The organism is Sphingopyxis sp. LK2115 (genome assembly GCF_014595975.1).
GTDB lineage: Bacteria > Pseudomonadota > Alphaproteobacteria > Sphingomonadales > Sphingomonadaceae > Sphingopyxis.
Window position 1 is genome coordinate 21,160 of the sequence record NZ_JABWGQ010000042.1, and the last position, 23,745, is coordinate 44,904.

21 protein-coding genes are annotated in these 23,745 nt (G+C 63.9%); 5 read left to right on the top strand and 16 right to left on the bottom strand.

Translation table 11 applies throughout. The annotated features are described in order from the left end of the window. Positions 1-54: 54 nt before the first annotated feature. Together HUW43_RS08010 and HUW43_RS08015 are read left to right on the top strand one after the other, a co-directional pair. Positions 55-1,431: an aspartate aminotransferase family protein gene (locus HUW43_RS08010; protein WP_188236903.1), complete on the top strand. Its 1,377-nt coding sequence runs from the start codon at positions 55-57 to the stop codon at positions 1,429-1,431. 81 nt (positions 1,432-1,512) lie between these two features. Next, positions 1,513-2,451 (top strand): DUF808 domain-containing protein, encoded by a 939-nt coding sequence (locus HUW43_RS08015; protein WP_188236904.1) that lies wholly within the window; start codon positions 1,513-1,515, stop codon positions 2,449-2,451. A gap of 144 nt (positions 2,452-2,595) precedes the next feature. Here HUW43_RS08015 and HUW43_RS08020 read toward each other — a convergent pair whose 3' ends face one another. From HUW43_RS08020 to HUW43_RS08055, 8 genes are all read right to left on the bottom strand, one after another. Beyond that, entirely contained in the window at positions 2,596-3,726 is a 1,131-nt protein-coding gene (locus HUW43_RS08020) for an ABC transporter ATP-binding protein (RefSeq protein ID WP_188236905.1), read from the bottom strand. Positions 3,727-3,728: 2 nt separating this feature from the next. Then, the gene (locus HUW43_RS08025; protein WP_188236906.1) at positions 3,729-4,571 is read right to left on the bottom strand and encodes an ABC transporter permease; all 843 of its coding nucleotides are present in this window, start codon (positions 4,569-4,571) and stop codon (positions 3,729-3,731) included. Beyond that, positions 4,571-5,476, bottom strand: coding sequence for an ABC transporter permease (locus tag HUW43_RS08030; RefSeq protein ID WP_188236907.1), 906 nt, complete (start codon positions 5,474-5,476; stop codon positions 4,571-4,573). The genes HUW43_RS08025 and HUW43_RS08030 overlap by 1 nt, the downstream gene beginning before the upstream one ends. 73 nt (positions 5,477-5,549) lie before the next feature. Beyond that, on the bottom strand, positions 5,550-6,656 hold the full coding sequence (locus tag HUW43_RS08035) for a PotD/PotF family extracellular solute-binding protein (protein WP_188236908.1): 1,107 nt from the start codon (positions 6,654-6,656) through the stop codon (positions 5,550-5,552). A gap of 92 nt (positions 6,657-6,748) precedes the next feature. Beyond that, entirely contained in the window at positions 6,749-8,140 is a 1,392-nt protein-coding gene (locus HUW43_RS08040) for a glutamine synthetase family protein (RefSeq protein WP_188236909.1), read from the bottom strand. A 7-nt stretch (positions 8,141-8,147) separates the two neighbouring features. Beyond that, positions 8,148-9,491 (bottom strand): aspartate aminotransferase family protein, encoded by a 1,344-nt coding sequence (locus HUW43_RS08045; RefSeq protein ID WP_188236910.1) that lies wholly within the window; start codon positions 9,489-9,491, stop codon positions 8,148-8,150. After that, positions 9,488-10,756 carry an NAD(P)/FAD-dependent oxidoreductase gene (locus HUW43_RS08050; protein WP_188236911.1) on the bottom strand — a complete coding sequence of 423 codons (1,269 nt, stop codon included), beginning with the start codon at positions 10,754-10,756 and terminating at the stop codon, positions 9,488-9,490. The genes HUW43_RS08045 and HUW43_RS08050 overlap by 4 nt, the downstream gene beginning before the upstream one ends. A 120-nt stretch (positions 10,757-10,876) precedes the next feature. After that, on the bottom strand, positions 10,877-12,223 hold the full coding sequence (locus tag HUW43_RS08055; RefSeq protein WP_188236912.1) for a glutamine synthetase family protein: 1,347 nt from the start codon (positions 12,221-12,223) through the stop codon (positions 10,877-10,879). A gap of 155 nt (positions 12,224-12,378) precedes the next feature. Here HUW43_RS08055 and HUW43_RS08060 point away from each other — a divergent pair, with 155 nt between their 5' ends. Continuing rightward, positions 12,379-13,695, top strand: a complete 1,317-nt coding sequence (locus HUW43_RS08060) for an aspartate aminotransferase family protein (protein WP_188236913.1) — start codon at positions 12,379-12,381, stop codon at positions 13,693-13,695. Here HUW43_RS08060 and HUW43_RS08065 read toward each other — a convergent pair. Further along, positions 13,692-14,924, bottom strand: a complete 1,233-nt coding sequence (locus tag HUW43_RS08065; protein WP_188236914.1) for an ATP-binding protein — start codon at positions 14,922-14,924, stop codon at positions 13,692-13,694. The two genes, HUW43_RS08060 and HUW43_RS08065, sit on opposite strands and share 4 nt — an antisense overlap. A 149-nt stretch (positions 14,925-15,073) precedes the next feature. Between HUW43_RS08065 and HUW43_RS08070 the strand changes: the two genes are divergently transcribed. Next, positions 15,074-15,484, top strand: coding sequence for a hypothetical protein (locus tag HUW43_RS08070; protein WP_188236915.1), 411 nt, complete (start codon positions 15,074-15,076; stop codon positions 15,482-15,484). A 59-nt stretch (positions 15,485-15,543) separates the two neighbouring features. Then, positions 15,544-16,545: a fumarylacetoacetate hydrolase family protein gene (locus tag HUW43_RS08075; protein ID WP_188236916.1), complete on the top strand. Its 1,002-nt coding sequence runs from the start codon at positions 15,544-15,546 to the stop codon at positions 16,543-16,545. Positions 16,546-16,611: 66 nt separating this feature from the next. Here the strand turns inward: HUW43_RS08075 and HUW43_RS08080 are convergent, their stop codons facing one another. From HUW43_RS08080 to HUW43_RS08110, 7 genes are read right to left on the bottom strand one after another with little or no spacing between them, the layout of a single operon-like run. Next, positions 16,612-17,655, bottom strand: coding sequence for a type II secretion system F family protein (locus tag HUW43_RS08080; protein ID WP_188236917.1), 1,044 nt, complete (start codon positions 17,653-17,655; stop codon positions 16,612-16,614). A 13-nt stretch (positions 17,656-17,668) separates the two neighbouring features. Continuing rightward, a complete protein-coding gene (locus HUW43_RS08085; RefSeq protein ID WP_188236918.1) occupies positions 17,669-18,640 on the bottom strand; it encodes a type II secretion system F family protein in 972 nt (323 codons plus the stop codon). 40 nt (positions 18,641-18,680) lie between these two features. Then, positions 18,681-19,949: a pilus assembly protein CpaE gene (locus tag HUW43_RS08090; protein WP_188236919.1), complete on the bottom strand. Its 1,269-nt coding sequence runs from the start codon at positions 19,947-19,949 to the stop codon at positions 18,681-18,683. Beyond that, positions 19,946-20,587, bottom strand: a complete 642-nt coding sequence (locus tag HUW43_RS08095; protein WP_188236920.1) for a CpaD family pilus assembly protein — start codon at positions 20,585-20,587, stop codon at positions 19,946-19,948. The genes HUW43_RS08090 and HUW43_RS08095 overlap by 4 nt, the downstream gene beginning before the upstream one ends. A 25-nt stretch (positions 20,588-20,612) precedes the next feature. Continuing rightward, positions 20,613-22,091 (bottom strand): type II and III secretion system protein family protein, encoded by a 1,479-nt coding sequence (locus tag HUW43_RS08100; RefSeq protein ID WP_188236921.1) that lies wholly within the window; start codon positions 22,089-22,091, stop codon positions 20,613-20,615. 1 nt (position 22,092) lies between these two features. Further along, complete coding sequence (gene cpaB / locus HUW43_RS08105) at positions 22,093-23,130, bottom strand: Flp pilus assembly protein CpaB (RefSeq protein ID WP_188236922.1); 1,038 nt, start codon at positions 23,128-23,130, stop codon at positions 22,093-22,095. Between the two features lie 47 nt (positions 23,131-23,177). Continuing rightward, the gene (locus HUW43_RS08110; RefSeq protein ID WP_411157937.1) at positions 23,178-23,672 is read right to left on the bottom strand and encodes a prepilin peptidase; all 495 of its coding nucleotides are present in this window, start codon (positions 23,670-23,672) and stop codon (positions 23,178-23,180) included. Positions 23,673-23,745 lie beyond the last annotated feature (73 nt).

Genomic DNA, 23,745 nt, shown 5'->3' on the forward strand with positions numbered 1-23,745 from the left:
CCTGATTTCCCGGAAGCTGGCTTCTTTCCGTTTCCAGGCAAGCAGGAGTTTCAAATGCCCCGCAATCACGACATCGCCGAACTCAAGCGCCTCGACATTGCGCACCATCTTCCGGCCCAGGCCGACTGGGCCGAGATCGAGGCTTTGGGCGGCAGCCGCATCATCACCCATGCCGACGGTTGCACGATCACCGACGGCGACGGCCACCGCATCCTCGACGGCATGGCCGGCCTTTGGTGCGTCAATGTCGGCTATGGCCGCGAAGAACTGGTCGAGGCGGCGGCAGCGCAGATGCGCGAGCTGCCCTTTTACAACACCTTCTTCAAGACCGCGACACCGCCGACGGTGACGCTGGCGGCCAAGATCGCCAGCCTGACCCGTAACCGCCTGCCGCATGTTTTTTTCAACGCGTCGGGCAGCGAGGCGAACGACACGGTGTTCCGCATGGTGCGCCATTACTGGAAGCTGAAGGGCGAGCCGAAGCGCACCGTCTTTATCAGCCGCTGGAACGCCTATCATGGCTCGACCGTCGCCGGCGTTTCCCTTGGCGGGATGAAGGCGATGCACGCGCAGGGTGACCTTCCGATTCCGGGCGTCGAGCATGTTCGGCAGCCTTATTTCTTCGGCGAAGGGCAGGGGATGAGCGAGGAGGAGTTCTGCGACGCCTGCGTCCAGGCGATCGAGGACCGGATTCTGGAGGTTGGCCCCGAAAATTGCGCGGCGTTCATCGGCGAACCGGTGCAGGGCGCGGGCGGCGTCATCATCCCGCCCAGGGGCTATTGGCCAAAGGTCGAAGCGATCGTGCGCAAATATGGCCTGCTGCTCGTCGCCGACGAGGTGATCTGCGGTTTCGGTCGCACGGGCAAGATGTGGGGTCACGAAACGATGGGCTTTACCCCCGACCTGATGCCCATGGCGAAGGGGCTGTCGTCGGGCTACCTGCCGATTTCGGCCACTGCGGTCGCAAGCCATGTCGTCGAGGTGCTCAAGACCGGTGGCGATTTCGTCCACGGTTTCACCTATTCGGGGCATCCCGTCGCCGCCGCGGTCGCGCTCAAGAATATCGAGATCATCGACCGCGAAGGGCTGGTCGAGCGCACCGGAAGCGTCACCGGCCCGCACCTCGCGAAAGCGCTGGCAACGCTGGACGATCATCCGCTTGTCGGCGAGACGCGCTCGATCGGCCTGCTCGGCGCGGTCGAGATCGTCGCCGACAAGGAAAGCCGCGCGCGTTTCGGCGGTGCCGAGGGAACGGCGGGGCCGATGGCGCGCGATGCCTGCATCGCGAACGGCTTGATGGTGCGCGGTATCCGCGACAGCCTGGTGATGTGCCCGCCGCTGGTGATCACCGCCGAACAGATCGACGAGATGGTTGGCATCATCCGCAAATCTCTGGATGACGTGTTGCCGAAATTGCGGATGCTAAGCTGACGATTTGCGCTTTCCTGTCAATCCGTTCGACACGGACGGATAGATGGGTCGATCCAGACACCTCAAAAGGACCAGGACCCTATGCCTTCCGGCCTCTTTGCCTTGCTCGACGACGTTGCCACCATTGCCAAGGTTGCCGCGGCGAGCATCGATGACATCGGTGCCGCAGCGTCGAAAGCGGGGGTCAAGGCCGCGGGGGTGGTCGTCGACGACGCCGCGGTGACGCCGCGTTATGTCACCGGCTTTCAGCCCAGCCGCGAACTGCCGATCATCTGGCGTATCGCCAAGGGGTCGATGTTCAACAAGCTGGTGCTGATCCTGCCCGTGTTGCTTCTGCTGTCGGCGCTGGCGCAATGGGCGATCACGCCGCTGCTCATGGTCGGCGGCGCCTATCTGTGTTTCGAGGGCGCCGAGAAGGTGTGGCACAGCTTTGCGGCGAAGCAGCACAGCCTGGCCGAAGACGCCGCCGAAGTGGTCGATCCAAACCATGAGGAGGCTATGGTAAAGGGGGCGATCCGAACCGATTTCATCCTGTCGGCCGAAATCATGGTGATCGCGCTCAACGAGGTGCTGGGCGAGGCCATGGCGATGCGCGCGGCGACGCTGGTTGTCGTGGCGATCGCGATTACCATCGCGGTTTACGGGGTCGTCGGGTTGATCGTGAAGATGGACGACATCGGGCTGCATATGGCGAAGGAAGGGCGCAACGCCCGGCGTGCGATCGGGCGTGGACTGGTGGCCTTCATGCCCAGGCTGCTGGCCGCGCTGGCGACGATCGGCACCGCGGCAATGCTGTGGGTCGGCGGGCAGATCGTGCTGCACGGTCTCGACGAATATCATATCGGCGGTATCGGCCACGGCCTGCACGATTTTGCGCATTCGGTCGCGGGCGGGTTGCCGGGCGCGGGCGCGTGGGAATGGCTCATCAACGCCGGCGGGGCAGGGGTGTTCGGGCTGGTGCTGGGCGGGTTGATCGTGGCGGCGCTGCATCTGGTGCCGGGGAAAAAGGCGGCGCATTGACGCCATGAACGGACAGTCGCAAGCGCCTTCCCCAGCGCAGGCCGGGTGCATCACCCGTTGATGTGATCTGAACCATGTGGAGATGGCTCCCCGCCTTCGCGGGGGCGCTTTGCTCTTTCAAGGAAAAGAGGGGAACCGACGCGGCTATCCCAGCAACACCACCGGGCTGTCGGCGCGCCAGTGCATCGACACCTTGTCGTCCCAGGTAAAATCCTCCTGGTCGTGGCGCGACAGATTGGGGCGCGAGACGCGGATGCGCGCGCCGCTTTCCAGTTCGATCTCGAACAGGGTGATGTCGCCAAGATAGGACATGCCCCTGATCGTCCCGCGCGCGAAATTATGGCCGTCGGGGGCGTCTTCGGCCGCCGCGCGCACCGCCTTGCCCGCGCCGGGGACGTGGAGATAGATTTTCTCAGGCCTGAGCGCGACCCATACGTCGGCGCCGTGCGGTCCCGTCACGCCGTGGTTGAGATAGACCTTGCCCAGACCGGGGCAGTCGACCGCCGCCTTGTCGGGTTCGTCGAGGGTCAGCTTGCCCTCGAAGATGTTCACCGACCCGACGAAATCGGCGACGAAGCGGTTGGCGGGATATTCGTAAAGGTCCGACGGCGTCGCCAGCTGCGCCACGTCGCCCTTGTTGATGACGGCGATCCGGCACGCCATCGACAGCGCCTCGTCCTGATCGTGAGTGACGGTGACAAAGGTGATGCCGACCTTCTCCTGCAATTCAGACAGTTCGAACTGCATTTGCGCGCGCAGCTTTGCGTCGAGTGCCGACAAGGGTTCGTCGAGCAGCAGCACCTTGGGCCGCATGACCAGGCTGCGCGCGAGCGCGACGCGCTGGCGCTGTCCGCCCGACATCTGGTCGGGCATCCGGCCCTCGAACCCGCCCAGCTTGACCAGCTCCAGCGCCTCGGCGACGCGATCCCTGACCTCGCCGCCTTTCACGCCCGCGATCTTGAGTCCATAGGCGACATTGTCGGCCACGCTCATGTGCGGAAACACGGCATAGCTCTGGAACACCATGTTCACCGGCCGCTTGTTTGGCGGGATGCCGGCCATGTTCTGCCCGTCGATCAATATCTGCCCCTCGCTCGGCAGCTCGAACCCGGCGATCATGCGGAGCAGCGTCGTCTTGCCGCAACCTGACGGGCCGAGCAGCACGAAGAACTCGCCCGCGTTGATGTCGAGGCTGACATTGTCGACCGCGGTCACCTTGCCAAAGCGTTTGGAGACATTCTGGATCTGGATGATCGGTTTGGCGGGTTGGGTCATGGTCAGTGGGTTTCCGCAATGGCTTTCACGCCCTGCGCTTTCAGCGCGATGAAGGTCAGGACGACGGTGAGGATGATCAGCAGCGTCGATGCCGCGTTGACCTCTGGCGTCACCGAAAAGCGGACCATCGAATAGACCTTTACCGGAAAGGTGATCGTGTCGGGGCCGCTGGTGAAATAGGTGATGACGAAATCGTCGAGGCTGAGAGTGAAGGACAGCAGCGCTCCGGCGACGAGCGCGGGTTTCATGTGCGGGATCAGGACGTCGCGAAAGACCTGCCATTCGCTGGCGCCCAGATCCTTGGCCGCTTCCTCCTGCTCGCGGTTGAAGCTCGCGAGGCGCGATCGCACGACCATGGTGACGAAGGGGAAGCAGAAGGTGATGTGCGCGATCGTGATCGCGCCGAGGTTGAACGGCCAGACAAGGTCGTTCGGCCAGTCGATCGCCGCGAAAAACATCAGGAAAGCGACACCCAGGCAGATTTCGGGGACGATGATCGGCAGCGAAATCGTCCCGTCGACCGCGCTCTTGAACGGGAAGCGAAAGCGCCAGAGCATCACCGCGGCGACCGCGCCGAGGACAAGGCTGACGACCGTTGCCAGCGCCGCGATGGTGAGCGAGTTCACGAGCGCTTCGACCAGCTGATTATTGTCCAGCGCTTTCTCATAATATTTCGTCGTGAAGCCGCGCCAGACGACATTGCGCTTGCTGTCGTTGAAGCTGAAGATCATCAGCACCACCAGCGGCGCGTAGAGAAAGACCATCACCGCGCCGACCCACAGCCGCATCCACAGCGTCCGGCTATATTCGAGCGGCGCGCGCGGGGTGCGGGCAAGGACCGCCATCATTGCACCTCTGGCGCGCGGCGGCGCAGCGACTGCATCGCGATGAGAATGAACATCGCATAAATAAGGAGGAAGGACAGCGCGGCCCCAAAGGGCCAGTCGTTCGCCTTCTTGAACTGGCGCTCGATCACGTTCGCGATCATCTGGCTGTCGGTGCCGCCCATCAGATCGGGCGTGAGGTAGGCGCCGAGCGCGGGGATCAGCGTGATCATCACACCCGCAATGATGCCGGGCGCCGCGAGCGGCACGACGATCCGCATGATGGTGCGGAAATGTCCGGCGCCAAGATCGAGGCTCGCTTCGATCAGGCTGCGGTCGAGCCGGTCGAGCGCGGCATAGAGCGGCAGCACCATGAAAGGCAGGTGGACATAGACGAGCCCGAAGACGACCGCGAAATTGTTGAAGAGCAGCTCGACCGGTTCCCACGTCGCGAGCGGCTGGAGTCCGACGAGCGTGCGCATCCAGCTTGCGCCTTCCCACAGGACGCCAAGCCCCTTGTTGGCAAAGCCCTGCGTCCCGAGCAGCATCATCAGCGCATAGGTTCGGATGAGCAAATTGGTCCAGAAGGGCAGCATGATGCCAAGCAGCAGCCACGGCCGCCATTTCTCGCTGGCAAAGGTGATCGCCATCGCGACCGGAAAGCCGACGATCAGGCAGATGAGCGTGACGAGCGCCGCGACCGCGAAACTCTTGCCGAAAATGCTGAGGTAGAGCCATTCGGTCGCGCGCTTGTAATTGTCGAGCGTGCCCGAAATCGCGATCTCGGTCAGTCCGCGGTTCTCGCCGAAGCTGTAGAGCCAGACGATCGCCATGGGGACGATGAAGAAGAGCAGAACCCACAGGAACGTCGGCAGCGACACCGCTGCGAAAACGCGCCTGTTGGTTTTCCAGTCCTGTTCGGCCACCCCCTTATGCCTCCTGGCTCAGACGCTTGCCATCGTTTCTTGCCCTGCGATGACGAGGGCGAAAATCACCTGCCTACGCCGCCCGCACGCGCGTGAAGGCTTCTTCAAACAGGGGCTGAAGCTCCGGGTTGAAGCGTGCATATTCGCATTTGGCGAGCACGTCGGCCGGGGGGAAGATCACCGGATTATTCTTGTAGCTTTCGGGCATCAGCGCCTTTGCCGCGCTGTTGGGCGTCGGATAAAGGATCGTTTCGGTGATATGCTTGTCGACGTTCGCGTCGAGGATAAAGTTGATGAAGGCGTGGGCGTTCTTCGGATGCGGGGCGCCCTTGGGGATGCACAGATTGTCCGAATTGAGCTGGCTGCCTTCCTTCGGAATGACGAAGTCGATGTCGTCATCCTCGACCATCGCCTGCGCGATGTCGCCATTATATTCGAGCACGACGTCGACGTCGCCCTTGAGCAGCAGATCCTGCCCGTCATCCTCGTGGAACTTCTTTACATTGGGCTTTTGCTTGATCATCATCCGTTCGATCGTCGCGACATCGGCGGGGGTAAGGTCGTTGACCGATTTGCCCAGATATTTGCCGAACAGGCGGAACATGTCGCCCGCCTCCGACAGCCAGGCGATGCGCCCGGCATATTCGGGGCTGTCGAACAGCACTTTCCAGCTGTCGGGCGTCGCCGACACTTTCGATTTGCGATAACCAATGCCAAGCGCGAGCCAGGTGTAGGGCATCGAATATTTGCGCTGGAGGTCGTATTCGACGTTGATATAGGCGGCGTCGATATTCTTCTTGTTCGGAATCAGGCTGTGGTCGAGCGGCATCAGCATGTCGGCCTTGCTCATCCGTTCGACAAAGTCGTTCGACGGCACGATCACGTCATAGCCGGGATTGCCGGCCTTGAACTTGGCGAACAGCACATCGTTGCTGTCGAACAGGTCCATCGTCACCGCGACGCCCGTCGCTTCCTCGAAATCGGCGAGCGTCGTTTCGCCGATATAGGTATCCCAGTTGTAGAAGTTGAGCTTCGCCTCTTCGCCGTTCGCGAGCGTCTTGCCGCCTTCCTTGCTGCACGCGGCAAGCCCGCCGAAACTGATCCCGACGGCGGCAACGCCGAGCGCCTGAAGAAGCGAGCGGCGCCCGCGGGTCTGCTTGATCAGTTCGTTGAAATCCATGGTCGGCCTCCCTGTGTGAAACGCCAAGCTGACTCATTAAACGCGGCTTGGAAAGAGGCTTTTTTGCGCCGCATCAGGATTTTGTGAAACTATCATGCGTTGCGCAAATACCAGTCATAATCGAGGGGCGGCACGACGCTGAAATAATTATCCTGTTCGACGCGTTTGACGATGCTGAACATGTCGACAAACCGGTCGCCCAGATAATCGCGCATGAGTTTCGAGGCGTGGAAGCGGTCGACGGCAGCAAACCAGTTCGATGGCGGCTTGTCGTCGCCGCTGTTGTCGCGGTCATAGCCGTTGCCGACGACTGCCGCACCGGGATCGGCGCTGGTCGTCATTCCGTGGTGCATCCCGGCAAGCACCGCCGCGACCGCCAGATAGGGGTTGGCGTCAGCGCCGCACGCGCGGTGCTCGACATGGCGGCTTGGCGGCGGGCCGGCGGGAATGCGGAACGATACGGTGCGGTTGTTGACGCCCCAGGTCGGCGCGACGGGGGCGTAGCTGTTCGCCTTGAACCGGCGATAGCTGTTGGCGTGCGGGGCAAAAAGCGCGAAGGCATCGCCGACGCTGCCGATCATCCCGCCGATCGCGTGGCGCAGCGCATCGGTGCCTTCGGGGTCTTCGCTGGCGAAAATGTTGTTGCCGTCGGCGTCGTTGACCGAGACATGGATATGCATCCCGCTGCCCGCCTGGTCGGCGAAGGGTTTGGCCATGAAGGTCGCCTCCAGCCCCTGTTGCTGGGCGATGGCCTTGACCAGCCTTTTGTACATGATCGCATCGTCGGCGGCGCGCAGCGCGTCGGGCTTGTGGCGCAAGGTCAGCTCGAACTGGCCAGGCGCAAATTCGCTGATCGCGCTTTCAAGCGGCAGACCCTGCACATCGGTCGCGGCGTAGAGTGCATCGAAGAAGGGCCGGAAATCGTCGAGCTCGCGCAGGCCATAAACCTCGACATTTCGCGGCGTGCTGCGGCTGTAGCCGGGGCGTGCGGGGCGGATGCCGCCGTCGCGCGCGCGGCGCGGGTCGACGAGGTAGAACTCAAGCTCGACCGCGAGCACCGGGGTCAGGGCGTCGGCGGCAAAGCGGTCGATGACGCGGCCGAGAACATGGCGCGGGTCAAGGTCGTGCGGCGTGCCGTCGAGTTCGTAGAAATCAACGAGGAATTGCGCCGCCCCGTCGCCGCCCCACGGTGTGCGGACGAGGGTGCCGGGGATCGGCTTCATCGAGCGATCGGCGTCGCCATCTTCCCAAACCAGGCCCGTTTCGACCGTATCCTGCCCGGTGATGTCGACGACGGTGATCGAGCCCGGAAACATGCGGCCGCTTTCATAGACCGCCATCACTTCATGCTGGCGCAGCCGCTTGCCGCGCGGCACACCCCCCATGTCGGTATAGATCATCTCGATCGCGTCGACGCCGGGGTTCGCCCTGAAAAAGGCTTCGGCCTCCGACCGCTCCGCAATCACCCCCGATGATTTCGACATCGCCCGCTCACTCCTTCAACGCGCTCACGCAGTCGGCGAACGCGCCGACCAGCCGGTCGATCTGATCGTCGCCGGTCACCGGACTCACCAACATCATATTGTGAAAGGGCGCCAGCAAAATCCCGCGATTGGCGAGGAAGAGGTGGATTGCGGCTTCGAGTTCGGGCTGCATCGCCGCTTTCGCCTCGTGGCCGTTGCGCGGCGGGATCGGGCAGGTGAGAAACTCGACGCGCGCGCCGACCTGGGTGACGTGCCAGTCGAGCGCGGCGCTGGCGATCGCTTGCTCCAGCCCGGCGACAAGCCGCGCGGCGCCGCGCAACATATGGTCATAGGCGGCGGGGGTTATGACTTCCGCCAGCATTGTATCCATCGCGGTGATCGCGAGCGCATTGGCCGACAGCGTCGTGCCGATGCCGCTGTGGCCCGGCGGCCGGGCGGCATTCAGTGCCGCCATGCGTTCGGCGACCTCGGCCGAAAAACCGTGGACGGCGCAGGGGACGCCGCCGCCGATCGACTTGCCGACCACCATCATGTCGGGCTTTGGTCCATGGGTGGCGCCATGGCCGCCATAGCCCGACGAGATTGTGTGCGTCTCGTCGAACACCAACAGCGTGCCGGTCGCGTCGCAATGCCTGCGCAGCCCCGCGAGGAAGCCGGGAGCATCGCGCACCATGCCGATATTGGTCATCACCGGCTCGGCGAGGACGCAGGCGATGTCGCCGACCGCGAGCGCGGCGGTCAGCGCGTCCTCGTCGTTGAACTCGATCACCTTCGTCGTGCCGGTCAGGTCGTGGATCTGTCCGATCAGGCTGGCGCGCATCGTCGGCGCGCCGCCTTTGAGGTCGACAAAGGCGTCGTCGACCGCGCCATGATAGGCGCCATTGAAGGTGAGGATCTTCGGTCGGCCAGTGATGCCGCGGCACCAGCGGATGACGGCGCGATTGGCTTCGCTCGCGGTGGTCGTCACCTGCCATTGGGGGAGGCGGAACATCGCGGCGAGCCGTTCCGACAGCGCCGCGCCGCGTTCGGTGGGCAGCATGTAGCTCAGCCCCTCGCTCGCCTGCTGCGCCAGCGCGGCGGCGAGCGGTGGCGGCGAATGGCCGAACAGGCTGGCGGTGTCGCCGAGGCAGAAATCGTCGTAGGTCTGGCCGTCGATGCTGGTCAGCGTCGCGTCCCGCGCCGACGCGGCGACGATCGGCACCGGGCTGGGCCAGTCGCGCATCCAGTGGAACGGCACCGACTGGAACCAGCCGGTCGCCGCCGCATGATGCGCGAAAGCGCGCGGATTGGCGGCGCGGAAACGATCGGCCTCGCGCGCGGCGACGCGTGCAATGGCGCACTTGTCGATCATCCGATACGGTCTTTCAGCGCATAATAGATGAGCCCCAGCGTCGCGAGCGGGCGGCGCAGCCATTTGCCACCGGGGAAGGGCCGTGCAGGCAGGTCGGCAAGCACGTCGAAGCGTTCGGCGGTGCCTGCCATCGCCTCTGCAATCAGCTCGCCCGCCAGCGTCGTCACCAGCGCGCCGTGGCCCGAAAATCCGTGCGCGAAAAACATGTTCCCGCGCCGTCCGATATGCGGCAGCCGGTTCATCGTCACCGCGACCGCACCGCCCCAGCCATAATCGATCTTCGCATCGGCGATTTGCGGGAACACCTCTGCCATGAACGGCCGCACGAATGCGGCGATGTCGCGCGGCGGCGTCTGCGAATAACGCTCGCCGCCGCCAAAGACGAGGCGCTTGTCGGCTGACAGACGGAAATAGTTTAGGACGAAGCGGCTGTCAGCGACCGCAGCATCGCTGGGGAGCAGCGCGTCGGCGCTCGCAAGCGGGGCGGTGGCGATATTATAGTTCATGATCGGGATGGTGTAGCGGCCGAGATCGGGTTCGAGGTCACCGATCCAGCTGTCGGTGGCGTTGATGAAATAGTGCGCCTTGACCTCTGCCTCCTCGCCGAGAAACAGCTTGCCGGGATTGCCGGTCGCGATCGAGGTGGCGCGCCGGCCTTCGAGAATCCGCACGCCCGCCGCCTCGGCGGCCTTTGCCAGCCCGATCGCATAGTTCAGCGGGTGGAAATGCCCGGCGCAGGCATCATAAACGCCGCCATGATAAAGCGGACTGGCGATGTGGGCAGGCATTTCCGCCTTTGTCACCGCCTCGCTTTGATAGCCGAAGCGCGTGGCGAGATGTTCCGCCTCGCGCCGCATCGCGTCGAAGTCGCTCGGCGTCCACGCTGCCTCCAGATGTCCGGTCTTGAGATCGCAGTCGATGCCGTGCTTGGCAATCCGCACCTTCACGCGATTGTTGCGCCAGCAAAGGTCGAACAGCGCGTCGGCGCGCTCGCGACCGAATTGGGCTTCGATTTCGGAGGCGGTCCAGCGCAGGCCAGGAATAAGCTGCCCTCCGTTGCGCCCCGACGCGCCGAAACCGATCCGCTCGCGTTCGATCAGGATCGTGGAAAAACCCCGCTCGGCGCAGGCAAGGGCGGCGCTCAGCCCGGTGAAGCCGCCGCCGATGACGGCGACATCGCATTCGAGAGCACCCTCGAAGTCGGCGCGCGGCCGCCATTGATGGGCAGTCGCGAGGTAATAGCTGCGGTTCAGCGGATCGCTCATTCCGTCGCCAGCCCCTCGCCCCGTTCGCGTCGAGCGAGCGAGACGCTGTCGTCGGGCCTGAAGGGCGTCTCGGCTTCGCTCGACGCGAAAGGGAAGGGCGGGCAAAATATCATCGGCGGTTCAGACCCGCATCAGCAGATGTTCGCGCTCCCAGCTCGACACGACCGACTGGTAATTGAACAGCTCATGATCCTTCACCGCGTAGAAAATCTCGAAGAAATCGTCGCCGAGCAGATTGCGCACCTTCTTGCATGAGGCGAAGCGGTCGAGCGCGGCTTCGAGCGTGCGCGGCAGCGTGCGCGCCCGGTTATAGGCGCTGCCGGTGATCGGCTTGGGCGGCACCATGCGGTCGACCATGCCGATATAGCCGCATACGAGCGAGGCGGCGATCGCGAGATAGGGGTTGCTGTCCGCCCCCGGCAGGCGGTTTTCGACGCGCCGGTTGTGTTTGTCCGACACGGGGATGCGAAAGCCGCACGATCGGTTGTCGGCGCCCCACTGGACGTTGATCGGCGCCGCGCTGTCGGGGCGCATCCGGCGAAAACTGTTCACATTGGGCGCCCACATCGGCGAGATTTGCGGCATGAAACGGATGAGTCCCGCGACATAGGAACGAAAGGCGGCGCTGTCGCGGCCATTGGCGGTGGCAAACAGGTTGCGCCCCGTATCCGCGTCGACGACCGACTGATGGATGTGCATCGCGCTGCCCGGCTGACCCGCCATCGGATTGGCCATGAAGGTCGCGTAGACATCATGCTGCCTCGCGACGTTGCGCACGATGCGCTTGAACAGGAACACCTCGTCGGCGAGGCGCAGCGGATCGCCGTGATTGAAATTCACTTCCAGTTGCGCCGCACCCATTTCGTGGATCATCGTATCGATGTTGAGCCCCATCAGCTCGCAATCGTCATAGATATGGTCGATGATGTCCTCATATTCGTTCATCGCCTCCAGCCCATAGGGCTGGCTCGCCGTCTCGGCGCGGCCCGATTGGCCGGTGGGCGGGGTGAGCGGGAAATCGGGGTCGGTATTCTGCGAAACGAGGTAGAATTCGACCTCGGGCGCGATGATCGGTTTCCAGCCCTTTTCTTCGTAAAGGCCCAGCACTTTCTTGAGGATCGTCCGCGGCGCGATGTCGACCTCCGTCCCATCGCCGTTAAAGGCGTCGGCGATCACGAAAGCGGTCGGCGAGGTAAAGCCTGGCGCGACACAGATGGTATCGGGATCGGCGATCAGTATCTTGTCGGGATCCTTGTCCCATATGTCGTCGATGTCGTCGGGGTAATGGCCGTCGATCGTGCAGATGAAGACGCTGCCCGGAATGCGCAGCGTCTTGTCCTTTACTGAGGTCAGGAACTTGCGCGCGGGCAACACCTTGCCGCGCTGAACCCCGTTAATGTCGGGGACGATACATTCGACTTCGTCGATATTATGCTCGCTGATCCATTGTTCCAGATTGACTGACATGCGCCCCCGATTGGGCCGACGAGCCGACCCCTTTGTGGAGCGGCCAGCCTATCGCGAAGTCTGGTCAAGCGCCAGAGGGCCGGTTTTGTCCATTGCCAGCACGCCGGCGGGCCGTCAGATTGACGCCGAGCAAGACCACAGGGAGGCGCGCGGCGATGAGGGGTGACAACGACCGGCTGGCAAGTTTCTGGATGCCCTTCACCGCGAACCGGGCGTTCAAGGCACATCCGCGTCAGCTCGTTTCGGCAAGCGGCATGTATTACCGGTCGAGCGACGGGCGCGACGTGCTCGACGGCACATCGGGTCTCTGGTGCAGCAATGCGGGTCATTGCCGACCCGAAATTGCCGAGGCGATCGCCAGGACCGCGGCAACGCTCGATTTCGCGCCGACCTTTCAACTTGGCCATCCGCTGCCCTTTGAACTGGCGCAACGGCTTGGCGCATTGATGCCAAGTGGCCTCGACCGGATATTCTTTACCAACAGTGGTTCTGAATCGGTTGATACGGCGTTGAAAATCGCGCTCGCCATCCAGCGCGCGAAGGGGCAGGGCACGCGTACCCGTCTGATCGGACGCGAGCGCGGCTACCATGGCACAGGCTTTGGCGGGATCAGCGTCGGCGGGCTCGTCAACAATCGCCGTGCCTTTGGCGGCGGACTGGCTGGCGTCGATCATCTGCGCCATACGCACGATCCAGAGCGCAATACCTTCAGTCGCGGCTTTCCTCGGCACGGGGCCGAACTCGCCGACGACCTGCAGCGCCTCGTCGACCTGCACGGGGCCGAGACGATCGCCGCGGTGATCGTCGAACCGATGGCGGGCTCGACCGGTGTGCTTGTGCCGCCGGTCGGCTATCTTCAGCGTCTGCGCGAGATTTGCGACCGGCACGGGATCATCCTGATCTTTGACGAGGTCATCACCGCCTTTGGCCGCGTCGGCGGCGTAACGGCCGCCGGGACGTGGGGCGTGACCCCCGACATCATCACGATGGCGAAGGGACTGACCAACGCCGCCGTGCCGATGGGAGCCGTCGCGGTGAAACGCGAGCTTCACGATGCGGTGATCGACAGCACGCCGGGCGGGATCGAACTGTTCCATGGCTACACCTATTCCGGGCACCCGCTGGCGAGCGCGGCCGGGCTCGCAACGCTCGACATTTACGCGCGCGACGGTTTGTTCGATCGCGCGAACGAACTCGGCGGCTATTGGGAGGATGCGGCGCACAGCCTGAAGGGGCGGCGCCACATCATCGACATCCGCACGATCGGCCTTGTCGCGGGCATCGAACTGACCCCGCGCCCCGGTGCTCCGACCGCGCGCGCGATGGAACTGTTCCATGCCTGTTTCGACAACGGCCTGCTGGTGCGCGCGACCGGCGACATCATCGCGCTGTCGCCGCCGCTGATCGTGGCGAAGGATCAGATCGACGAAATCTTCGGCCGGATTGCCGACCTTATCGAACGGATCGATTAGGCAACAGCGGCGAGGGGGAAGGTCACCGATACCTTCGTGCCCTTGCCGACTTCGCTTTCGATGTCGAGCTGCCCCTGGTGCCGCTCGCTGATATGCTTGACGATCGCGAGGCCAAGCCCGGTGCCGCCGACCGAGCGGCTGCGCGCCTCGTCGACGCGGTAAAAGCGCTCGGTCAGCCGAGGGATATGGTCGGGGGCGATGCCGTCGCCTTCGTCGCTGACCGACAGGCGTACGCGCGCGCCTTCGCGCAGCAGCTCGACCGTCACCGGGGTGCCGGGGTGTCCATATTTCATCGCGTTGGAAATGATATTGTGGACAAGCTGGCCAAGCTGCGCTTCGTCGCCGTGCATCGGCAGTTTTTCGGTGCCGAGCGCCATGACGATATCCTTTGGCCGGGCGGTTTCGCTGTCCTGTAACTGCGTGATCGTGTGGCGGACGATCGCGGCCAGGTCGACCTCGGTGGTCGGGCGGCGAAAGCGGTCGGCTTCGACGCGCGAAATCGACAGCAGGTCGATCACCAATTGCTGCATCCGCCGCGCCTCGCGCTCGATGATCGACAGGAAGCGGTGCCGCGTCGCGCCGTCGTCGTCGCCGTTCATGTCCTGCAGCGTTTCCACATAGCCCAGGATCGCGGCGAGCGGCGTTCGCAACTCGTGGCTGGCGTTGGCGACAAAATCGGAGCGCATCCGGTCGGCAGCGTCGATCGCCGAGCGGTCGGACAGGAAGACAATGCGCTCGCCGTTCGAAAGCGCCGCGATGCGCATCGTCCAGCGCTGGCCGGGGCGTGGATAATCGACCAGGTTGATCGTCTCCAGCGGGGCATCGCCGTCGATCCGCGACAGCCATTCGGCGGCAACCGGATGGCGGATCGCGGTGCGGATGTCGGCGCCGACGATATGGCGCCCCAAAAGCCGGATCGCGGCGTCGTTGGCGATGGCGACGATATTGTCGGCGACGCCAAGCAGCGGATCTTTTTCCTGATCGACCCAGCGCGCGAAATCGGGGTGGCGCAGAAAGGAAGGAGTGCGCATTTCGGCGGGCGCCAGTTCCGCGGCGCGCGTATCGGAATGGGCGTGGGGAAGCGCGCTATATACGGTGAGCGCGGCGGCGAATCCCGCGACCGCCATCATCGCGATCGCCAGCGGATCGCCGTCGGCCAGGGCTGCAAAGATCGCCGCAATGGCAACCAGCGTCAACGCGGTGACAAGGCTGGACAAGCGATCGAACATGCGCCGCCCGCGTGGCACGAAGCGGGGGATGCACGCAAGCCGCTTTATGGCCGTTAGGGATTTCGGACGGCCTGTGCCAAAGCGGGAAGGGCGCGGCAGGCCGCGGTGTTTTGCTTTTCCTTGCCGCGTCATTGCGTTATGCGCCAACCATGGAAAAGAGCGACGATCCGGCTCTACCGACCGATAATTGCGAAGGCCCGCCGTCGCGGCGCCGGATGCTCGCGCTTGGTGCAGCGGGCGTGTCGGCGGCGCTGACGATCCGGCCCGCCTTCGCCCAGACCGCCGTGTCGGTGATGAACTGCCAGATTCCGGTGCCGGGACCAACCGCGGCCGGTCAATATATCGACGCGGCGGGCAAACTGGTTCCGCCGGGAACCAAAGGCGCCTTTCCCGGTGCCGCGCGTCCCTTTACGGGCGAAGAAGTCAAGCGCGCCTTCCGTGGTCGCACGCTGCCGGGCACCACCTATGACCAGTCGCAGGCCTATCTTCAGTACATCCGGCGCTTGCAGGCGGGGCAGAGCGGCTTTACCTGTTTCGCATCGATCACGACGTCGCGCTGACCTTGGCTCTCTGATGGGCGATCGCGCGTTCGGCCGATCGCCAGAATAAGGGAGTTTTCGTGAAACTAGCTTCGCTCAAACAGGGCCGCGACGGCCGCCTGGTCGTCGTTTCGGACGATCTTGCCTGGTATGCCGACGCCGCGGCGATCGCACCGACGATGCAGGCGGCGCTCGACAATTGGGCCGACGCCGCGCCGCGTCTGGCGGCGCTGGCCGAGGATCTGAACCATGACGCGATTCCGAAGGAGCGTTTCCACGAACGTGACGCAGCCTCGCCGCTGCCGCGCGCTTATCAATGGGCCGACGGCAGCGCCTATGTGAACCATGTCGCGCTGGTGCGGCAGGCGCGCGGCGCCGAGATGCCCGAAAGCTTCTGGCACGATCCGCTGATGTATCAGGGCGGCAGCGATGCCTTTCTGGCGCCGCGCGATCCGATCCCGCTCGGCGATCCGGCGTGGGGATGCGACATGGAAGCCGAGGTCGTCGTGGTCACCGACGACGTTCCCGCCGGGATCGACCCGATCGCGGCCCGCGAAAAGATATTGCTTGTCGGCCTGACGAATGACGTCTCGCTCCGCGGTTTGATTCCCGCCGAACTGGCCAAAGGGTTCGGCTTTTTCCAGTCGAAGCCATCCAGCGCGATGTCACCCGTTTTTGTGACGCCCGATGCGCTCGGCGACCGCTGGAAAGAGGGCAAGCTGCATGGCACGCTGTGCGTCGACCTCAACGGCCGGCCGCTCGGGCGGGCCGATGCGGGCGTCGACATGACCTTCGATTTCGGCCAGCTCATCGCCCATGCGGCGAAGACGCGAAATCTGGGTGCCGGCACGATCATCGGGTCGGGCACGGTGTCGAACCGCGATGCCGGCGGCGGACCCGGCAAGCCGGTCAGCGAAGGCGGGCTGGGATATAGTTGTCTGGCCGAAGTGCGGACGGTGGAAACGATCCTGCACGGGGAAGCCAGGACATCCTTTATGCAAAAGGGCGATACCGTGCGCATCTGGATGGACGACGAACGCCACCACAGCATCTTTGGTGCGATCGAACAGACTGTTGCCTGACCCAAAAAGGGAGGGGAGGGCGGAATCGCTTCGGCCCTCCCCCTCGATCGACGTCGGCTTGGCAGGCTATCTGCCGCCGAAGCTGCCGCCCGACATCGCATCGCTCAGCGAGCAGGCCGCAGGGCCCAGAATGACGATGAACAGCACCGGCAGAATGAAGAGGATCAGCGGCACTGTCATGATCGCCGGCAGGCGCGCGGCCTTTTCCTCGGCGCGCATCATGCGTTCGTTGCGGAACTCGGCGGACAGAACACGCAGCGCGCTGGCCAGCGGGGTGCCATATTTTTCGGTCTGGATCATCGTCGTGACGACGCCTTTCACCGATTCCAGATTGACGCGATAGGCCAGGTTTTCAAACGCCTGCCGCCGCTCGGTCAGGAAGCCGAGCTCGATCGACGTCAGGGCGAATTCTTCGCCCAGTTCGGGATAGGCGCGACCGAGTTCTTTCGAAACGCGCGCAAAGGCCGAATCGACGGTCAGGCCTGCTTCGGCGCAGATCACAAGGAGATCGAGCGCGTCGGGAAGCCCTTTGCGAATGGCGTCGGTGCGTTTCTGGCGCTTGTTGTCGACGAACAGGTCGGGCGCCTTATAGCCGAGGATCAGCGCCGCCATCGTGAATCCCGACCGCTTGAACGGGGTCAGCGTCGGCCACATGTCGACGATATAGATGAGGAATACGGCAAGCCCCCCGAACAGGATGGGCAGCACCATTCGCCCGAAAATGACCGCGACCGCCAGATCCTTTGACCGGATGCCCGCCTGCGCCAGCTTTTGCTGGACGTCCTTGATCTGCTCTTCCTGCAGGACCTGCAGGCGGCCGAGGAAGTTTCGCATCCTGTCGGCGGTCTGATTTTTCCGCACGAGGCGCGCGCGCCGCTTGGCCGTCGAGGCGGTAATGCCCGCCTTCAACTGTTCGCGCCGCTCATTCAACGCCTTGACGCGCTTTGCCATGGGATTGCGCACGGTCAGCGCATTGTAGATGGCGACAAGCACGGCAAAGACGCCGATCGCGGCGAGCAGGGTGCCGGCCCAGACGACGTCGATGCCAAGGATCGAGGGCCCGCTCTGGGCGCCCGTAAATGCGGCGGTGACGGGCAGGGTGCTGATCATGGTCTCCGCGCCTTCAAATCTCGAAATTGACCATCTTGGCCATGATCCCGGCCCCGATGCTCATCCAGATCAGCCCACCGATTCCCGCGACGATCAAACGTTGTTCGACAAAGAAGCCGGCCAGATAGCTGGGATTCACCGTCCACACGACGCCGAAGACGAAAAAGGGAAGTGCGCCGACGATATAGGCCGACGCCTTGGCTTCCGACGACATCGCGCGGATTTTCAGCTTCATTTGCGCGCGTTTGCGCAGCACGTCCGACAGGTTGGCCAACGTTTCGGCAAGGTTGCCGCCCGTTTCGCGCTGAATCTGGATGGTGATGCAAAAGAACTGGAACTCCGGCGTGCCGAGCATTTCGGCCGATTCCTGGAGCGCCGCCTCCATGGTGTTGCCGATTCGGATCCGTTCGACGACGCCCTTGAACTCCTCGCCCACCGGGCCGGGAAGTTCCTGGCTGACGACCTGGAATGTCTCAGTCACCGGCAGACCCGACCGAAGCCCGCGCACGAGCAGGTCGATCGCATCAGGAAAGCGGGCATTGAATTGCGTCACGCGTTTCCTGATCGCCATGCCGACGACCATGTAGGGCAGGCCGAGACCGACGAGCAGCCCGACCAGAGCCGCCATCGGAAACGGCGCGCGGACAATCAGCATCGCACCCGTGGCGATGACGAACAGCCCCATCGACGCGAACATATATTGGGTGAGCGTCCAGCCTTTGCCCGTCCGCCGGATGCGCTTTTCCAGCTCGTCGCGGCGGGGAAGCAGGCTGATCAGCGACGAATCTCCGCTCCGGCCCGCCGACTGGATCGTCTTGCGCATCTGTGCCGCGACGACCGCCTCGGTCGAAGCGGCATGGCGATCCTTGACCATCGCCAACCGCCGCGACTTCGCCTTGCCCTCGGACGGACCGCCAAGAAGGATCGCAAGAACCGCAAAGGCCATGACGGCCCCGACGACGATAAGGATGACTGGCAGGTTCATGGCAAGCAGATGTCCGCTTCTTTCAAGGGGGCGCGCGTCATTACGCCGCCTCCTTCTTACCCTTCTTGGTGAAGCCGAGCTTGCCAAGCAGCGATCCGCCCGACTTGCCCTTGACCGAAGCAGCCGCGTCTTCCGCTTCGGCATCGGCGCCGTCGAGGATCAGCCGCATCAGATTGTTCCAGACCTGCGCCGCCTTGGTGCCCTTGCAGGTTTCGGCATAGGATTTGCCCAGCTTTGCCGCTTGCGCGACCAGCTTGGGATCGAAGGGAATGACGATGTCGATCGCCCGTTCGATCGAGGATTCAAACTCCTTGCGCGACAGTTCGCCGATCGCGCTCTGGAACTTGTTGGCGACCAGCAGCACGCGTGCGCCGGGCACATTCTGCTTGAACCAGGACAGAAGGCGGATCGTATCGCGCGCGGCCGCCAGCGTGACGTCGCTCACCAGCAGGATCGTGCCTGCTTCCGACACGAGGTGCGGGAAGGGGATCAGAACCTGGCGCGGGATGTCCACGATCGTCATCTCGAAGGCATTGCGCAATTCCTCTTCGAGCTGAAAAAAGGCCGAACCGTCGGTCATCACCGGCTGGTGAATCGGGGCTTCGGCCGACAGCAGGCTGAGCTTGTCCGACGCCCTGACCATGGCGCGCTCGATGAACAGGCCGTCGATGCGACTGGGATTGTCGATCGCATCAATGAGCCCGCGACCGGGCTCCAGATCGAGCGTCAGCGCGCCCGTACCGAAATGAACGTCGAGATCGAGCAGTGCGGTCTGGCGGTCGGCCTGTTCGCTGATCGCCCAGGCCAGCGAAGTTGCGACCATCGACGCGCCGACACCGCCGCGCACGCCGACCACCGCCATCATGTGATGCGGTTTGTCGTCGTGCATATCGGCATGTTTGGGCGCCGACAGCATCGCCTGCGCCATCGTCAGCGATTCGCGGACCTGATCGAGCGACAGCGGCTTGAGCAGATAGTCCTGAATCCCGCTCGACAGCAAATCGCGATACAGGCGGACATCGTTGACCTGACCCGCCGCGATGACCACCGTGCCCGGCTCGCAGACCTCTGCCAACGCATTGATGTCGTTGATCGGGTCGCCCGATTCCGACATGTCGACGAACAGGATATTGGGGCTTGCCGATACCGACAGCGACTGGACCGCGTTCCGCAGGCCACCCTTGTTACACTTTTCCATCGGCCAGCCCATGTCGCTGGCCGCGACGCGGATCAGTTCCAGCGTATCGTCGTCGCAGACGAAAGCGTTGAAAGGATCGCGCTGCGTTGCGGATCTGAAATGCGCGTTCACTGGCCGCCTCCGCTCGTAGGTGTTTTGGTCAGTTCGCCGGCGCCGGTCTGGGGCTTCGTGCGATAGGTCTGAATGGCGCGCGTGGCGGCAACCGGGTCATGGCCCGTGTCGCGTGTGCCCTTGATGAGGTCGTTGGGGTCGGCGACCATCGCGGCAAGGTTGCTGTTGGTCGCGCAGCCATAGTTGGATGACGTCGCGTTCAGCGGGTTCAGCGACGACTTGCTGCTCCAGTCGGGACACCCCGGCACCGACGCCGAGGCGCGCGTCACGACGACGCGGATATGTCCTTCGGGAACCGCGCCGGTTGTCACCGGAACATCCTTGCTGAGCAGAAGGCCGCGTCGCTCGACCATCGCGCGGACGGTCGATTGCGCCGAGGACGCTCCATAAAGCGAAGGATCTTCGATCGCGATGCGGTCGCCATAGCGGATGCCCATCGCGTCGAACCACCCTTGCAGGCGGCCCTGTTCGCTTGGCGGCAGTTCGCCGCCCGTCGCGGCGACGTCGAACTGATAGATGTTGTTGCGCACGACCGGCTGGTGCACCGATTCCAGGCTGCGGTTGCTATAGGCGCTGCCCGCGCAGCCGGCGAGGGTCGTCGCCAGCGCCAGGACCGTCCAAGTTGCGATATTTTTCATCACTTTGCTCCTGAAATCGGCCGCGTCACTTGATGCTGAAACCGGGCGAGGCGTCGCCGCCGCCGCGCGGGCGGTCGGCGTCGCCGACATTGGTGTCGAGCCGCGGTTTCGGCCGATCGCCGCCGGTCACGCCGTCGCTCGTCTGATTGAGGAGCAGGCGCTGCAGATCGTCCGCGTCGCGGAACGCATCGGTGGGCAGCTTGATGTCGTTCGCCGAAACGGGTTCGACGAGATAGGGCGTCACGACGATCACAAGCTCGGTCTCGCCGCGGCGGAAGCTGTCCGATTTGAACAGCGTGCCCAGCAGCGGAACATCGCCAAGGCCCGGCATCTTGTCGATAGCGCCGATCGAACGATTGTTGAGCAGGCCTGCGATCATGAAGCTTTCGCCCGAACCCAGCTCGACAGTCGTTTCGGCGCGCCGGATGGTAAGGGCCGGAACCTGAAAGCCCTGCATCTCGATCGCACCCTCGGTCGACAGTTCCGACACTTCGGGGCGGACGCGCAGGCTGATGCGGCCGTTCGACAGGACCGTCGGCGTATAGGCCAGGCTGACGCCATATTTGCGATATTCGATCGTCGTCCCCGCGAAGTTGCCGGGGATCGGCACGGGAAATTCGCCACCCGCAAGGAAGTCGGCGGTTTCGCCCGAAATGGCCGTCAGATTGGGCTGCGCGAGCGTCGCCACCAGACCCGATCGCTCGCCAATGTCGAGCGACGCGATGAGGTCTAGCCCGAAGAGGCGGCCCGCACCGGCGAGGCTGCGCGTGCCGGGAGGGGTTGTGATCGTATAGACGGTGTTGCCATTGGCATCGGTCGTGATCGTCCCGGCCTGACGCCCGCCAAAGACGCCACCCAGAAATCCGTTGCCGAGGGGGCCGTCGGTGTCGCGCGTCAGCAGATTGCCGCTCAGTTCCTTTACCAGCGAGCGGTTCACCTCGGCAATGCGGACCTGCAGATTGACCTGCAGAGGGGTCGCCGTGCGCAGGCGCGAGAGCACTTTGGTCTGCTCGCCCACGAAGGCCTGGACAAGCCGTTCGGCTTCGGCGGCGTCGTCGGGCGACTGAACCGTGCCGGTGAGCAGCACAAAGCCGTTCATCGTGTTCGCCGCAATGCTGGCGTCGGGCATGGCCAGCGACAGCATCTGGTCGATCGTCTCGATATTGTTGCCGACGCGCGCAACGGTCGAAAAGACGACCCGGCCGTTCGCGTCGGTGGCATAGATGCTCGTTTCGCCGGGCGCCTTTGCAAAGACATAGAGCTGACGGCTCGAACGAACCTGGACGTCGGCGACCTTGTCGTCGGCGACGAACACGTCGCTCATTGCGGTGGGCAGGCTGACGAGGCGGCCGCGGCCGACCGACAGGTCGATGCTGCTGCTCGCGTTCTGAACTGCCTGCGCGGCGACGGGCTGCGAGGGCGCTGCCGCCAGCGTGGCCGCCACGAGGCCGATGGCCAGGGTGCGAGCCAGAGCCGCCGCCTTGAAATGGGCTTTGCTGTTCATCTTACTTACCCCCAACCGGAACTTCGGTCATTTTGTCGCCGCGCGTCACGCGCACGACCGGGCCGGTCGGAACGGACGCCTCGCGACCATTGTTGGACGTCGGATAAATGCCCCTGTTTTCCGTTTGCTGCGGACGCGGCGACGTCACTCGGCCGCGCACCGGTATCCAGAAGCGCGACACGTCGCCGCCGGTCGTCGCCGACGAACGGCTGGCCACCGGACGTGCGGCCGCCTGCGCCAGCATCTTCCTTTCCGCCGCCGTGCCGCCCGAAGCCGGCACATCGATTTCGCCCGAAGCGATTGCAGCGTCCAGCTCCCCCGCACTCTCGGCCAGCGGGCGCAGCGCGAGCGACAATTTGCCCATGCCCTGCGCGACCGCGATTTTTTCGGCGATCTCCGGCGTCGCTTCCAGCGTCACCGAACCAAAGGTGCGAACGGGCGTCTTGCCCGTTTCATCCTCGGCATCGTAGCGCTGGTCGGTTGCCAGCACGCGGATATTGCGAACGATGGTTTCGGCAGTGAAAATCTGCTCGTCGGGATAGGTGCTGCCTTCCTTCACGTCGATCGTCTGCGTGAGCATCACGTCGACACGGTCGCCGGGAAAGACGAAGCCGGCGACGCCCTGTTCCTGCGACACTTTGACGGTGATCGCGCGCATCCCCGGGCCCAGCGCAGCGGCGAGGAATCCGCGGTCGTCGGGATGCACGAGCGCACCCTGCGTAAGCGGCTGTCCGGCCGTGATCGGGTGGCGCACGACGGTGCCGACCAACGTGTTCACATCGGTTTTTTCTTTCACGAAATACGCATTTTCGACGAGCTCTTTCGGCCAGGGCTGGAACCGGAAGCTGTCCGGTCCGATGATCGTGCCGACGGGCAACTGCCGTGTCGCCACCAGGATCATCGGACCCGTAATCTCTGGCGCCGCGGCCGCCCGCGCGGCAGGAGCCCCCGCTCCGCGCATCATGTAGTTGACCCCGAATGCCGCGCCGATGGCAATCACCAGCGCGCCGACGATCAGCATAATCTTTCGCGTATCCATGACGATTTTTCGCCTCCTGCACCGTCCGGAAACGGCGGCGCTTGCCCTCAGGACAAACCGATAGCCTGAAACTGGTTAAGATAATGTTGGTGAAGCGCCCAAAGCCCTGCGGCAGCGATGGCGACTCCATATGGCACCTCCACCGCCTTGCCCGATGGACGCAATTTCATGTGGATAAGCATGATGACCGAAAGGATTCCGCCGCCAATCGCCATGACCATCAACATGGGCAGAAACAGCGGCAGCGGCATCCACAGCATCACCGCACCGATCATTTTGACATCGCCGCCGCCCATCGCGCCGATTGCGAAAAGCCCCGCGAAAACCAGAAAGACAAGCAGCGCCGCGCCGAACTGGATCGGCACGTCCGGCCAGAGCGCCAGCCCGGACGCAACCCAGAAAGGGATCGCCAATATCGCCATCGCGGCGTTGAGTTCGTTGGAAATAGTCCGCGACCGGATGTCGCTGATCGCCGCGGCGATCATCATCAGCCCCAGAACGGCCATCAGGCCCAGCGCAATCGTGCCATTCTCCATCGCCATGCGTCTACGCCCTATGGCTTACCAAAAAGTAACCATGTTCGTCGCTGCGCAGCCGCCGCGCTTGCATTCCGCG

Coding starts and splice junctions, on each gene's coding strand:
- HUW43_RS08045 (WP_188236910.1), bottom strand. CDS start 9,491: ATGATCGACAAGTGCGCCATTGCACGCGTCGCCGCGCGCGAGGCCGAT.
- HUW43_RS08020 (WP_188236905.1), bottom strand. CDS start 3,726: ATGACCCAACCCGCCAAACCGATCATCCAGATCCAGAATGTCTCCAAA.
- HUW43_RS08085 (WP_188236918.1), bottom strand. CDS start 18,640: ATGAACCTGCCAGTCATCCTTATCGTCGTCGGGGCCGTCATGGCCTTT.
- HUW43_RS08070 (WP_188236915.1), top strand. CDS start 15,074: ATGGAAAAGAGCGACGATCCGGCTCTACCGACCGATAATTGCGAAGGC.
- cpaB (WP_188236922.1), bottom strand. CDS start 23,130: ATGGATACGCGAAAGATTATGCTGATCGTCGGCGCGCTGGTGATTGCC.
- HUW43_RS08060 (WP_188236913.1), top strand. CDS start 12,379: ATGAGGGGTGACAACGACCGGCTGGCAAGTTTCTGGATGCCCTTCACC.
- HUW43_RS08065 (WP_188236914.1), bottom strand. CDS start 14,924: ATGTTCGATCGCTTGTCCAGCCTTGTCACCGCGTTGACGCTGGTTGCC.
- HUW43_RS08110 (WP_411157937.1), bottom strand. CDS start 23,672: ATGGCGATGGAGAATGGCACGATTGCGCTGGGCCTGATGGCCGTTCTG.
- HUW43_RS08095 (WP_188236920.1), bottom strand. CDS start 20,587: ATGAAAAATATCGCAACTTGGACGGTCCTGGCGCTGGCGACGACCCTC.
- HUW43_RS08100 (WP_188236921.1), bottom strand. CDS start 22,091: ATGAACAGCAAAGCCCATTTCAAGGCGGCGGCTCTGGCTCGCACCCTG.
- HUW43_RS08025 (WP_188236906.1), bottom strand. CDS start 4,571: ATGGCGGTCCTTGCCCGCACCCCGCGCGCGCCGCTCGAATATAGCCGG.
- HUW43_RS08015 (WP_188236904.1), top strand. CDS start 1,513: ATGCCTTCCGGCCTCTTTGCCTTGCTCGACGACGTTGCCACCATTGCC.
- HUW43_RS08040 (WP_188236909.1), bottom strand. CDS start 8,140: ATGTCGAAATCATCGGGGGTGATTGCGGAGCGGTCGGAGGCCGAAGCC.
- HUW43_RS08080 (WP_188236917.1), bottom strand. CDS start 17,655: ATGATCAGCACCCTGCCCGTCACCGCCGCATTTACGGGCGCCCAGAGC.
- HUW43_RS08050 (WP_188236911.1), bottom strand. CDS start 10,756: ATGAGCGATCCGCTGAACCGCAGCTATTACCTCGCGACTGCCCATCAA.
- HUW43_RS08035 (WP_188236908.1), bottom strand. CDS start 6,656: ATGGATTTCAACGAACTGATCAAGCAGACCCGCGGGCGCCGCTCGCTT.
- HUW43_RS08010 (WP_188236903.1), top strand. CDS start 55: ATGCCCCGCAATCACGACATCGCCGAACTCAAGCGCCTCGACATTGCG.
- HUW43_RS08055 (WP_188236912.1), bottom strand. CDS start 12,223: ATGTCAGTCAATCTGGAACAATGGATCAGCGAGCATAATATCGACGAA.